A 12,207-nucleotide genomic window follows, 5' to 3' on the forward strand; every position below is an offset into this window, starting at 1 on the left:
TTCAATACCTGTTACTGTTTTCGGTCTCTCTCGAGACCGGTCGCTCACTCAAAGCTGACAGGTTCTGAATAAATTCAAAAACCTGACTTACTTTAGTGTGAGACTCTTGATACTTTTGCTGCTCCCGACATCGCTCCGAAGAACCATATCGGGCCGCCACCGCATCAAGCGCCCACACTTATCGGCTGTAAATTTTTAAAGAGCAATTCGTCTTAATCGCTTCGTTTTCGTTCGCAGCGATCAGCGAAGGAGGCGAATTATGCGGGTCATTCCGGATATCGTCAAGCGACTTTCGAATATTTATTTTTGGGGTCAGCTACGCCAATTTTCGACAGCTACGGCACCCACACGAGACAGGTCGCCCCTTCTGTCACCAAATCGGGAACGGCAGCTGCACACGGGTCGCAGCACAATCGAATTCGAGCGCAGTGATGTCGCTATCGATCAAGCGCCGACGGTCTCGACGACGCCTTCGGGAAGCGGCTGGGGCAACCCGACACAAAACCCTTGCGCGTAGTCGATGCCAATCCCGCTGAGGCGACCGATGATCGCCTCGCTTTCCACAAATTCAGCGATGGTCGCCTTGCCGGCGGCATGGGCCACCTGGTGAATGGACTGGACGATCGTCCGATCGAGGTCGCTGCTGGCAATCCCGCGCACGAAGCTGCCGTCGATCTTCAGGTAGTCCACGGGCAGGCGCTTGAGGTAAGTGAACGAGGACATGCCCGAGCCGAAATCGTCGAGGGCGAATCGGCAGCCGAGTGCTCGCAGGCTCTCCATGAGCGTAATCGCTTTCGAGAGATTGGTGATCACGGCCGTTTCCGTGATCTCGAAGCAGACGCTTTCGAAACTGATTGCGCAACGCTGCTGCTGCTGCACGATGTACGCGAATAAGTCCTCGTCGCCGAGCGACGCGCCGGAGAGGTTGATCGACCAGACGTTTGCGGCGAGATGGCCCGCCGCAATGGCTTCGAAAGCACGGCCGATCACCCATCGATCGACGAGCGGCATCAAGTTGAAGCGCTCGGCGGCGCCAATGAAGTACGCGGGAGGAATCACTTCACCCGATTCGTCGACCATGCGCAGCAGCAACTCGACATGCACTTCTTCGCCGGGACCGCCCTCCTTGAGCGACTTGATCTGTTGCGCGTAGAGGCGGAAGCGGTCGTGCTCGAGCGCGGCTTTCACGCGGGCCACCCACTCCATCTGCGTATGGGTGGTCGACTGGAGCTGATCTTCGAGGCAATACTGGTGCACGCGGTTGCGGCCTTTTTCCTTGGCCATATAACAGGCGACGTCTGCCGCCTTCATGATGTCCCACGTCGAGATTTGCGCGGCGTCCACCTCCACCACACCGATGCTCACGCCGGTCGTCAGCAAACGCTGGTCCCAGGGTAGCCGGATGACCGTCACGGCCTCCCGCAGATCCTCCGCGACCCGCAGGGCGTCGTCGATGCAGCACTCCGGCAACACGACGCCGAATTCATCGCCGCCGAGGCGGGCGAGGATATGGGCAGCGCGCAGTTGTTCTTTCAGGGCACCACCCACACTGCGAATCAATTCGTCGCCGGCCGCGTGGCCGCACGTATCGTTGACGACCTTGAACTGATCGAGGTCGAGGAACATCACCGCATGCGGGCGTGTCCCGGCCTTCTCGAGCAAGCTCGAAAGCCGGCGCTCGAATTCGCGGCGGTTCAGCAGACCCGTCAGATGATCGTGCGTAGCCTGATATTCGAGTTCGGCGGCATGCTTGCGCTCCGTGCTCGCGTCTCGAAGCACCATCACCGTGCCCAGCATTTCCTCTTCGTCATCGCGGATCGTCGCCACAGAGCATGCCACGGGCAGGAGCGAGCCATCCGGGCGCGTCACAGAGAGTCTGCGTTGCGCGTCGTCATCGGCCGCTGCAGCACGGTTGTGCAGACATTGCGCAGTGACGATATTGCCGGACCGCTCGTCGTAGAGATCACAGACGTCGAACAACGGCTTCAGGTAGATATCGCGCGAGGCACGCCCGAGCATGCGCTCGGCGGCGGCGTTGCAATAGGTCACGCTCGCCTGGTTGTCCATGCGGATCACACCGTCGTCGATCGAAGCGAGCGTGGCTTCGGTGAGGCTCTTTTCCTTCGCGGCGGCCGCTTCTGCGCGCTTCAACCCGGAGATATCGAAGAGGCAACCGACGATGCGCGTCGCCCGGCCGCTCTCGTCGCGTATGGCCTTGCCGCGTCCCCGGCACCACAGATATCGACCATCGGCCATTCGCAGCCTGTACTCGACGTCGTAGAGGCTGTCATGCTTCAGATGGTTGATGATGGTCTCGCGCAAACGGAGCAGATCCGCAGGATGCACGAGCGCATTGAACGCGCGGGTGTCCATGGGGAGGTCGCCGTCGCCATACCCGAGTTGCTGATACAGATAGCGAGAGTAGTAGGCACGGTCGTTGACCAGGTCCCAGTCCCATAGCCCAGCGTTGATGCCTTCGAACCCGAGGCTGAGACGCTCCTCGCTCAAACGCAAACGAGCGGCGAGTCGCTGGGAGAAGCGCAGCATCGATAGCACAACGCTGCACGCGAGTGCCGCGACGAGCCACGCTATCGCAGCACGGGGCTGCTGAGCGAACACGGCCGCCGCAACGGCACTCATCCACATGGGGACGAGCACCACAACGATTCGACCGCGGCGGTTGCCTTCGGTAAGCCAGCTCACTGCGCGTGTGATCAGTCTCATGGCTGATTTAGTATTCTTTTTGGTTCAGCTTCCATGCGTCGCGTGCGCGCGGCACTACGAGACAGAGTCACAGTAAAGCGTGACGGCGTGTATCTGGAAAACGCGCAAACGGAGGAAGGCCCACGGACGGGTGGGTAAGTCTACCTGCTTTCCCTATTCAGATTGAATGGGGATTACCCGCGGAAGTCATTCATGTTCGCGAGAGTATGCATTTACGTTCTCGCGTGTGCGAATGATAGATACGGAAAGACTTGCGAATTCGATTTTGTACCGGCTCGCAAACGTTCGCGAGCCGGCCGTTTTCAGGAATTGAACACAGAGGCCGCCAACGCAGCCTCTGTGCGTCCTCTCGCTTACCGGCTCTGCAGTCGGATATCGCGCGACGAAGCCCCCACATACACCGCGCTGCCAGCAACATAAGCCCAGTCGCTATGCGTCGTGTCCCAAACGCTCTGTGCACGTTCGGTGATCGTCACGCGCACCGGCTGCGACTGACCCGGCTTCAGGAACACCTTCTGGAAACCAACCAGACGACGCGGCGGCTCGCCGGCATAACTCACGCCCAGATAGACCTGTGCCGTTTCCGCACCCGCTACGCGGCCATCGTTGCGCACCGTGAACGACGCTGTGAGCGTATGCCCCGGGCCCTGCTTCACCGTCAGCCCCGAATAGCTGAAGTGCGTATACGAAAGGCCATAGCCGAACTCGTAAAGCGGCGTGATGTTGTTCGCGTCATACCAGCGATAGCCCATGTCCAGCTTTTCGGAGTACACGGGATCGGTCGCGAAGGCGCCGTTCGTCCCCCACGTCGGCGTGTCCTGATCGTGCACCGGGAACGTGACCGGCAGCTTGCCCGAAGGGTTCACCTGTCCGAACAGCACGTTCGCGATCGCCTTGCCGCCGCCCTCGCCCGGATACCATGCCTCGACGATTGCCGAGACCTGGTCCTTCCACGGCATCAGTACCGGATTGCCGCTCTCGATGATCACGATCGTGCGCGGGTTGGCCTTCGCAACGGCCTCGACGAGCTGATCCTGATTCGACGGGTTCGCGAGGCTCAGGCTTTGCAGATCGCCGAAGTCCTCACCCGCAGGCTGCGCCACGACGACGATCGCGACATCGGACTGGCTGGCGAGCGTCGCGGCCTGGGTGATCTCCTGCTGCGTATAGGCGCGGAACGGCTGCGTCTGGTCGGTGTTGCCCGCGAAGCTCACCTGCGCCGAAGGCGCGAGCTGCTGGATCGCCTGGGTGATAGGCGTATTGAGCTTGAGCCACGGGTTGGTCCACCAGCCGCAGCCCGTGGACGAAGCGAACGTGAGCCCGCCGCAGCCCGAGAAGTTGCCCGTGACCGGATCGCGCGTATTGCCCGAGCCGCCGCCGCTCAGCACGGCCGTATCGGCGTGAGCGCCGATCACCGCGATCTTGTGCAGGCTCGGGGCCGAAAGCGGCAGCTGGCTGTTGTCATTCTTCAGGAGAACGATGGATTGTTCTTCCGCAGCCTGCGTGAACGCGTTGTACTTCGCGAAGTCGATCGTGGCACCGCCCTGCGCCGGATGGTCCAGCACGCCCGTGCTGATCATCACATAGAGCTTGCGCCGCACCATGTCGTCCAGACGGTCCTGCGACACGGCCTTCGAAGCGATCGCCTGTTTGACCAGATCGGGCGTGAGGTAGACCGTCGGGCCCACGTCCTCTTCCTCGTCGAGACCCGCGTTGATCGCCGGGGCCGTGCTATGCGTCGCGCCCCAGTCCGACTGCACCTGGCCCTGGAAGCCCCAGTCCTTCTTCAGCACGTCGGTCAGCACATGCGTGTTTTCGCATGCGTAGGTGCCGTTCAGGCGGTTGTAGCTGCACATCACGCTGCCCGGGCGCGCTTCCTTCGCCGCGATTTCGAACGGCAGCAGATAGAGTTCGCGCAGCGTGCGCTCGTCGATCTGGCTGTTGCCCCCCTGGCGGCCCGTTTCCTGTTCGTTGCCGACATAGTGCTTGATCGTGGCGATCACCTGCTGGCTTTGCGTACCGATGGTGCGCGCCGCCAGAATTTCGCCCGCCAGCACGGGGTCTTCGCCGAGGTACTCGAAGAGGCGCCCGCCGCGCGGTTCGCGCGCGAGGTTCGTGCCACCGCCCAGTCCCATGCCGAATCCTTGCTCGCGCAACTGGTCGGCTATGCGTGCGCCGAAGTCGCGCGCGAGATAGGGGTCCCAGCTTGCCGCGAGCGCGATCGTCGCCGGAAAGGTCGTGCTCTTCTGGCTCGTGCTGCCGGAGCCCGTTGCGGAATCAACCATATTGAGGTCGGGAATGCCCAGACGCGGCACGCCCTGAATATAGCCCGCGCCGCCGCCCGGCACGGCGCTCATCTGATATTCGGAATGGATGAACTGGAGCTTCTCGTCCTGCGTCATGCGCTTGAGCAGCAGGTCGGCACGAACGTGCGCGCCGAGGTTCTGGGGGATGGCCATCAATGGCATCGGCAACGGATAAGGTACGTCGTTGCTGCTGTCGCCGGCATGGGCGGTAGCGGCCATCGCAATCAGCACGGCGGCGGTGGGCCAACGGGTGATCCTCATATGTCTCTCCGAGAGTTCGAATACGTTATGGAGTACTGATCAGACCGGTAAACAGGTCTGGCAGAACGGCCGGCCGCGTCGGGCACCGGCAGACTTCCTGCTGGGGAAACCGGTTTAGTTGCAGCGCGCAAACGTTTGCTTTGATGCATCCGCTTTGGCTTCGCCGGTTGATGTAGCAAAACTCCAAATAATCATATAAAAACTATTGAGTACCCTTACGGGCTTTTATCTCAGTATTTTCCCGGCTGGCGGTAGCTAACACGCATGAAAGGCGCCAAACCGACAGGTAATTGCAAGCTCACGGTAATGTGATTGTTGCGAACGCAACGAAAATTCCGTATTCGATGTGATTTGCATGACGCTCGCGAATGCGGCGCGCCGCGCTGCGAACGTGGCGTGCAGCGCGCATCGTGGGCCGAAAAAAGCTAATCTGTTACGAGGCCTGCGCAAGCGGCGGCGCTCGCCCCTGCGTGCGCGAGATCGACATCACTGTAAGGAGTGACCACGATGGAAAGGCAACGCAAGGTTCCCCGAATCGCGTCGGCCCTGCTCGCTGCAATGTGCGCATTCGCAATGGCAAGCAGCGCACTCGCGCAAACGGGCATGCCCCAAACGGAGCAGCAAGGCGACATCTCGTTCGTCTCCGGCGGGGTCGGCCGCGACGAGTCTTCCGCACTGCGGCACGCGCGCAGCCAGTGGCCGCTCTCGATGCTGTTTACCGGCCCCGGTTCGAGCTATGTGGCCGACGTGCACGTGCAGATAACGAACGCTGGCGGCACGTCGGTGCTCGACACGCGTTCGCACGGTCCGTACATGCTCGTGCGACTGCCGGCCGGACGCTACACGATCACCGCCACCTATAACGAGGTAACGAGGACGCAGCGTGTAAACGTCGCCGGCAATGGCAGCGCGCGTGCGACGTTCTCGTTCCCGGGCAAGCACTGAGCACGAATCGTTTCCGGCCGGTCGGGATGGCTCACCAGGGAACGACTCTGGTGCCCGGATCGTTTCTGTGCAACCGCCGTGTGCAACTGCCGGAACAACGGGGAGAACTGCGCGAATCACTCCACTCCGCTGGAATCCACGTTTTCGAGCTGCCGGCAACGCGTGCCGCTGTGATGTCGACGCAATCAATGCCCAGCGGCCCAGGCAACGATGAAATCGATGAATGCGCGCGTTTTCGCGGGCATGTAGTGGCGTGACGGATAGTAGACGTATAGCGGGAAGCGTTCGTCGGGCCAGTCAGGAAACAGATTCACCAGCCTGCCATCGGCAATCAGGGGCTCGGCGCCGAGAAGCAGCATTTGCGCAATGCCGGAACCGGCCAGGCAAGCATTGAGCAAGGCGCCCGGGTCGTTCACCGTGAGTCGCCCTTGCGTCGCCAGCACGACGTGCTTGCGCTTGCGATGAAACTCCCACGGATAAGGCTTGCCTGTCTCAGGGTCGCGGAATTCGAGGCACCGGTGAGCGGGGCCTTCGAGATCTTCGGGGCGCAGCGGTCTTCCCCAGCGCGAGAGATAGGCCGGCGCCGCGACCGTCACGACAGCGGTATCGAGCAGCTTGCGAGCAACCAGCGTGGAGGATCGCGGCTTGCCGAATCGCATCGCGACATCGAATCCCTCCGCAACCAGGTCGCCAAGACTATCTCTCGCGATCAGTTCGATCTCGAGTTCGGGATGGGCGTCCATGAACCGGTCGAGTTCCGCGCCGAGAATCGCCCGATAGCACACCGGGTCCAGATTCACCCGCAATTTACCCCGCACCGCCGACGCATTGCCCGATGCCGCGATGGCCGCTTCCTCGAGCCCCGCGAGATGCGGAACCACCTGCTCGTAGAAACGGCGCCCGCCTTCGGTGAGCGAAATCGATCGCGTCGTGCGATTGAAGAGCCGGATATCGAGCCGCTTCTCCAGCCTCGCAATCGCACGGCTCACGCCTGGCGGCGACATGCCGAGCACGTCTGCCGCGGCGGCAAAGGTCCCCGCGTCGACAACGGCGGCAAACACGTTGATCGCGCCGGAAATGTTCTCGAGTGTCGTTGTTCTCAATGTCGTCGTTCCAATGGCAGCCGGTACGGCGGCCCCTGGCAGCCTTTGGCGATGATGGATCGGCCATCCGATTCGTGCGCCCGAGTCACTGATGTAGTGCCCTTCGCGGCATTTAGCTTCGGCCGCCCTGCGTCCAGAATGCGTCTCACCGAAACGGCACCAGGCAGCACCTCGCTGCCAATCGTGTTCGGCTTTTTCGACACATTCGTCGTCGCATGCGGAGGGTTTCAAGTGTACGCAATTACAGGCATTACCGGAAAAGTGGGCGGCGCACTCGCCCGTGCGCTGCTGGCCTCTGGGCAACCGGTTCGGGCAGTCGTGCGCGACGCTGCGCGCGCCGCGTCGTGGCAAGCACGAGGATGCGAGCTGGCCACGGCAAGCATGGAAGACGCCGCCGCGCTGACCGCGGCATTCAGCGGCGCGCAGGGCGTGTTCATCCTGCTGCCTCCGCAGTTCGATCCCTCGCCGGGCTTCCCGGAGTCGCGCGCGGTCATCGACGCCGTTTGCACCGCGATCCACAACGCACGGCCCGCGAAAGTCGTGTGTCTGTCGACCATCGGTGCGCAGGCGCAAGAGAGCAATCTGCTCACGCAACTCTCGCTGATGGAGCAGGCGCTCGCCGCGCTGCCTGTGCCGGTGACTTTCCTGCGTCCCGGCTGGTTCATGGAGAACGCCGCGTGGGATGTCGCGAGCGCGCGCAACCATGGCGTGATCGAGAGCTACCTGCAACCGCTCGACCAGGCCGTGCCGATGGTCGCGACCGCAGACGTCGGCCGCCTCGCCGCCGAACTGCTGCAGCAGACGTGGAGCGGCACGCGCGTGGTCGAGCTGGAGGGCCCGTGCCGTGTGAGCGCGAACGACATCGCCTCCGCGTTCGCCCGCGTGCTTGGCCGGCCTGTGCGCGCGGTGGCAGTGAACCGGCAGGAATGGGAGTCGCGCTTCCTGTCGCAAGGCATGAAGCATCCCTTGCCGCGGATGCGCATGCTGGACGGATTCAACGAGGGCTGGATCTGTTTTTCCAGGCCCGCCGATGAAATCCTTCGCGGGCATGTCGAACTGGACACCGTGCTCGAAGCGCTGGCAAGCGGTGCGTGACGAGAGGCATTGGCGGGAATGACGCCAAAGTTGGCGGGTTCGGCCGTGGTCCGCCGAACCCGCCTTGTCTAGACTATCATCGCAAACCGTCACCATCCCTTACCGGAGCGCGAATCATGTTCGATGTGCTGGCAACGATACCTGCGGGCAGCACGACCGCGCTGGACAACGTGCCAGGGCACGCGCTGACGGGCCGCCAGCGCCATCTCGCCGTTGGGAACGAGCGCGCAGTGCGGTATGCGCCCGCCGTCGCCCCCTTTGCGGCAATGACGGACACCACGCCTGAATCGTTCGACGCCTTGCGCGGACTGATCGAAGAGCACGCACCCGTTGCCCTGACCACGCTGGATGCCGTGGAGCCACCCGACGGCTTCGCGCTGATCCGGCACGCCACGCTGCTGCAAATGGTTTGGCAAGGCGAAGCGCCTGCGCCCACCGCGCTGAAGTACGCGCGGCTAACGGGGCAAGACGTGCCGGAGATGCTCGCGCTGGCCGCGGCAACGCAACCCGGCCCGTTTGGTCCGCGCACCATCGAATTCGGCGGCTACGTTGGCGTGCGCAGGGAGGGCAAGCTCGTCGCCATGGCCGGCGAACGCATGAAGATCGAAGGCCATACCGAAATCAGCGCCGTGTGCGTGGACCCGGCGTTCCGGGGACAAGGGCTCGCGGCGAGCCTCATGAAGCTGCTGATGGCGGCAATCAGTGCGCGCGGCGAGACACCCTTCCTGCACGTGCTCACGTCGAATCACGGCGCCATTTGCATTTATCGCACGCTGGGCTTTGTCGAGCGCCGCGAGATGCATCTCACGGTGCTCGGCCTCGCGCCATAGAAAGGCCGCACGGTCACAACAGGTCGGAACGCAGTTCCCGCACCCCTCTTCCCAAGCGCTGCCGCAACAGGCTGCGCAGCGTCGCGCCGTCGCCGTAACCGACTTCGGCGGCGATCCTTTCCAGGTCGAGCTTGCCGCTGCGCAGCAGCGACTGCGCGTGCTCGACCCGCAAATCCTGAAAGTACGCCAGCGGCGACTTGCCGAGCACTTCCTGGCAGCGGCGCTGCAATGAGCGCGAGCTCGTCGCCAGCGCCTTCGCGGCGTCCTGCAGCGAGAATCCCGACTTGAGATTTTTTCTCGCCCATTGCTCGAAGCGCTGAATGAGCGGATCGGCCTGCGCGAGATGATTCGGGATGATGTACGGCGCCTGCGACGAGCGGATGTCGGCCAGCAGATAGCGCGATACGAGCGATGCGAGTTCGGGGCTCGCCGAACGGATCAGCCAGAGCGCGAGATCGAGATGCCCCATGGCCGCGCCGGCCGTCACGCCGATATCCGAAGGCACGAGCATGCGTGATTCGTTCAACTGAACATACGGATAGCGTTGCCGGAAGAACGGCGCGAGCGACCAGTTGGTCGTGGCTTCGCGGTGATCGAGCAGCCCCGCCTCTGCGAGGATGAACGTCCCCACGCAAGATGCGCCGATTCGCGCGCCCCCCGCTTGCCATTCGAGCAAACGCGCCATGCCCTCTTCGACGTCCCGGCGCTCGAACGACCGCATCAACTCCTGCGCAGACAGCGTCACCAATGCCGGCACGATCACCCAATCGGGCTTCGCATCCGGCGCGACCGTTTGCACCGGCACCGCGAGGCCGTGAGCCGAGCGCACCCGCTTTCTCACCCCCACGAGCGTGATGTCGAAACGCGGAACGCCGCCCATGGCCGCGGCCGAAAGCTTGTTTGCGACCGAGAACGCGTCGAGCGTGACGGAGAGCCCGGTATCGAAGACGCCGTCGAGAGCCAGGACAGCAATGCGCATGGCGTAAATGCCTCTAAAGTTGTCGTTTGTGACAGTACAGCCGACGAGACCCCAACGATACACTCAATCGCGTTGCAAGTCGCAACAAACATGGATCAAGGAGGTTGTCATGAAGGTTCTCGCCATTGGATCGATCGTCAAGGAACTCACGCCCGCGCAGCGCGACGAGATCATGCCGCACGAAGTGCCGGCCACGCTCAAGCTCTACCTGGACGACAAAATCGAGCAGTACTGGTTTCGCCACGACAAGCCGGGCGTGGTGTTTCTCATGAGCTCGGGCTCGGTCGACGATGTGAAGGCTACGCTGGATACGCTACCGCTTGCCCAGGCCGGCATCCTCGCGTTCGATCTGCTGCCGGTGGGCCCGCTCGCGCCGCTCGGTCTGCTCCTTCAAGGAAAGTAAGCGCTACGCAGGAGGCGCCGTCGACGCATGCGCCATGGGTTGTCGGCGACCTCCTGGCAGCCTTCTTCTCCTCGCCAAAGATTTCACCTACAACGTACTGATCCGCCGCTTGTTTTCGATGCGCTCCGGCGGCGGGCGCAGAACTTTGGGGAACCTGCAGAACCTGGCAAAGGGAAGAAGGATGAAAACTAACGGTAAAAGCCAAATCGCCCGCGCACTGGTCCTCGTGGCCATCTCGAGTTGCACGGGCTATGCGTGCGCACAAACGGCCGCGAGCGCGCCTGGCGAGGCGTCTGCTCAGGAAGGCGCGCCCGCGCAGTCGGGCAGATCGGACAGCGCGCTGGTGCGAGATGTGCGCCGGGCCTTCACGCGCACCACGGGACTGAATTTCGCCAACGTCCACGTCACGGCGCATGAGGGCGTCGTCTCGTTGACGGGGTCGGTACCGCACCAGTCGCAGATCGCGCGGGCCGGCGACGCGGCCCGCTCGGTGCGCGGCGTCACCTCGGTGTCGAACCACTTGACCGTGCGGACCGCCCGCGGCAGCGGACCTTGATTGGGCGGACTCGGCAGCGGGCTCAGAACCGGCTTCGATCGGCCGCACAGCAGGATCGTCCTATTCCCGGCGCGCGCGTCCTGTCAAAGTGAGTCTTCGAACTTCGATCAAGGAGCCCGCCGTGTCCGGCCAGACTGCGTCCTCTAGCCTCGTCTGCGAGACTTTCACCGAATCCGACATCGAGGGCGCCCACGCGCTTTCCCTGCAATTCCGTTGGCCCCATCGTAGCGACGACTGGCGTTTCGCCGCCGCCGCGGCCGGGCACGGCTACGTGGTTCGCGAAGGCACGACCGTGGTGGGCACGGCGCTGTGCTGGCCGTGGGGCGAGCATGGCGCGACGCTCGGGCTCGTGATCGTCTCGGCCGACCAGCAAGGCCGCGGCATCGGCCGGATGTTGATGGAGCGTCTGCTCGAAGCGCTGGGAACGCGCATGACCGTGCTGCACGCCACCGAGGCAGGTCAGCCGCTTTACGAAAAGCTCGGCTTCAGGAAGATTGGGCTGCTGCATCAGCACCAGAGCGACAGTTTCGCGGCGCCGATTGTCGAGCCGCCGCCGGGCGAGCGTTTGCGTCCACTCGAACCGGGCGATACGCCGCGCCTCATCGAACTCGCTTCCCGCGCGAGCGGGCTCGACCGCAGCGCACTCGTGCCGCCGCTGCTCGATGTGTCCCAGGGCGTCGTGCTGGTGCGTGGCGACACGGTGCTCGGCTTCGCGCTGTTGCGCCCGTTCGGCCGCGGCCATGCGATCGGTCCGGTGGCCGTCGCCGCCGACGATGGATTGCACATGCAGCGCGCCAAAGCGCTGATCGCCAACCGCCTCGCCGCCAACGCGGGGGCCTTCACGCGCCTCGATACGCCCGACGAGCAAGGGCTCGGCACCTGGCTCGAATCGATCGGCCTCGCGCGCGTCGACACGGTCGTGAAGATGTCGCGCAACGGCGCGCCGGCGCACGATCCTGGCGTGCTGCAATTCGCCATCGTCAATCAGGCGCTAGGCTGATTGCG

General features: G+C 63.3%; 10 protein-coding genes. 6 read left to right on the forward strand and 4 right to left on the reverse strand.

All coding sequences use genetic code 11. The annotated features are described in order from the left end of the window. Positions 1-444: 444 nt before the first annotated feature. Both AB4Y36_RS26255 and AB4Y36_RS26260 read right to left on the reverse strand, forming a co-directional pair. Complete coding sequence (locus AB4Y36_RS26255; RefSeq protein WP_368684543.1) at positions 445-2,724, reverse strand: EAL domain-containing protein; 2,280 nt, start codon at positions 2,722-2,724, stop codon at positions 445-447. A 353-nt stretch (positions 2,725-3,077) separates the two neighbouring features. Continuing rightward, a complete protein-coding gene (locus AB4Y36_RS26260) occupies positions 3,078-5,291 on the reverse strand; it encodes a glycoside hydrolase family 3 C-terminal domain-containing protein (protein ID WP_368684544.1) in 2,214 nt (737 codons plus the stop codon). A 507-nt stretch (positions 5,292-5,798) separates the two neighbouring features. On the opposite strand from AB4Y36_RS26260, the gene AB4Y36_RS26265 reads away from it, so the two are divergent. Beyond that, entirely contained in the window at positions 5,799-6,236 is a 438-nt protein-coding gene (locus tag AB4Y36_RS26265; protein WP_069266552.1) for a carboxypeptidase-like regulatory domain-containing protein, read from the forward strand. 185 nt (positions 6,237-6,421) lie between these two features. Here the strand turns inward: AB4Y36_RS26265 and AB4Y36_RS26270 are convergent, their stop codons facing one another. Beyond that, complete coding sequence (locus AB4Y36_RS26270; RefSeq protein WP_368684545.1) at positions 6,422-7,339, reverse strand: LysR family transcriptional regulator; 918 nt, start codon at positions 7,337-7,339, stop codon at positions 6,422-6,424. 231 nt (positions 7,340-7,570) lie between these two features. On the opposite strand from AB4Y36_RS26270, the gene AB4Y36_RS26275 reads away from it, so the two are divergent. After that, complete coding sequence (locus tag AB4Y36_RS26275; protein ID WP_368684546.1) at positions 7,571-8,434, forward strand: NmrA family NAD(P)-binding protein; 864 nt, start codon at positions 7,571-7,573, stop codon at positions 8,432-8,434. Positions 8,435-8,550: 116 nt separating this feature from the next. Continuing rightward, entirely contained in the window at positions 8,551-9,264 is a 714-nt protein-coding gene (locus AB4Y36_RS26280) for a GNAT family N-acetyltransferase (protein WP_368684547.1), read from the forward strand. A gap of 13 nt (positions 9,265-9,277) precedes the next feature. Here the strand turns inward: AB4Y36_RS26280 and AB4Y36_RS26285 are convergent, their stop codons facing one another. Continuing rightward, entirely contained in the window at positions 9,278-10,243 is a 966-nt protein-coding gene (locus tag AB4Y36_RS26285; RefSeq protein WP_368684548.1) for a GlxA family transcriptional regulator, read from the reverse strand. A gap of 109 nt (positions 10,244-10,352) precedes the next feature. Here AB4Y36_RS26285 and AB4Y36_RS26290 point away from each other — a divergent pair, with 109 nt between their 5' ends. The 3 genes from AB4Y36_RS26290 (at position 10,353) to AB4Y36_RS26300 (ending at position 12,202) form a co-directional block, all read left to right on the forward strand. Continuing rightward, entirely contained in the window at positions 10,353-10,646 is a 294-nt protein-coding gene (locus AB4Y36_RS26290; protein WP_069266556.1) for a hypothetical protein, read from the forward strand. Between the two features lie 181 nt (positions 10,647-10,827). Further along, positions 10,828-11,202 carry a BON domain-containing protein gene (locus AB4Y36_RS26295; RefSeq protein ID WP_368684549.1) on the forward strand — a complete coding sequence of 125 codons (375 nt, stop codon included), beginning with the start codon at positions 10,828-10,830 and terminating at the stop codon, positions 11,200-11,202. Between the two features lie 121 nt (positions 11,203-11,323). After that, positions 11,324-12,202 (forward strand): GNAT family N-acetyltransferase, encoded by an 879-nt coding sequence (locus AB4Y36_RS26300; RefSeq protein WP_368684550.1) that lies wholly within the window; start codon positions 11,324-11,326, stop codon positions 12,200-12,202. The last annotated feature ends 5 nt before the right edge of the window (positions 12,203-12,207 follow it).

This window comes from Paraburkholderia sp. BR10936, from assembly GCF_040965735.1.
Lineage (GTDB): Bacteria > Pseudomonadota > Gammaproteobacteria > Burkholderiales > Burkholderiaceae > Paraburkholderia > Paraburkholderia nodosa_A.

Bases quoted from the DNA above. Each gene is read 5' to 3' on its own strand.
- AB4Y36_RS26255 (WP_368684543.1), bottom strand. From the start codon at position 2,724: ATGAGACTGATCACACGCGCAGTGAGCTGGCTTACCGAAGGCAACCGC.
- AB4Y36_RS26260 (WP_368684544.1), bottom strand. From the start codon at position 5,291: ATGAGGATCACCCGTTGGCCCACCGCCGCCGTGCTGATTGCGATGGCC.
- AB4Y36_RS26265 (WP_069266552.1), top strand. From the start codon at position 5,799: ATGGAAAGGCAACGCAAGGTTCCCCGAATCGCGTCGGCCCTGCTCGCT.
- AB4Y36_RS26280 (WP_368684547.1), top strand. From the start codon at position 8,551: ATGTTCGATGTGCTGGCAACGATACCTGCGGGCAGCACGACCGCGCTG.
- AB4Y36_RS26285 (WP_368684548.1), bottom strand. From the start codon at position 10,243: ATGCGCATTGCTGTCCTGGCTCTCGACGGCGTCTTCGATACCGGGCTC.
- AB4Y36_RS26290 (WP_069266556.1), top strand. From the start codon at position 10,353: ATGAAGGTTCTCGCCATTGGATCGATCGTCAAGGAACTCACGCCCGCG.
- AB4Y36_RS26295 (WP_368684549.1), top strand. From the start codon at position 10,828: ATGAAAACTAACGGTAAAAGCCAAATCGCCCGCGCACTGGTCCTCGTG.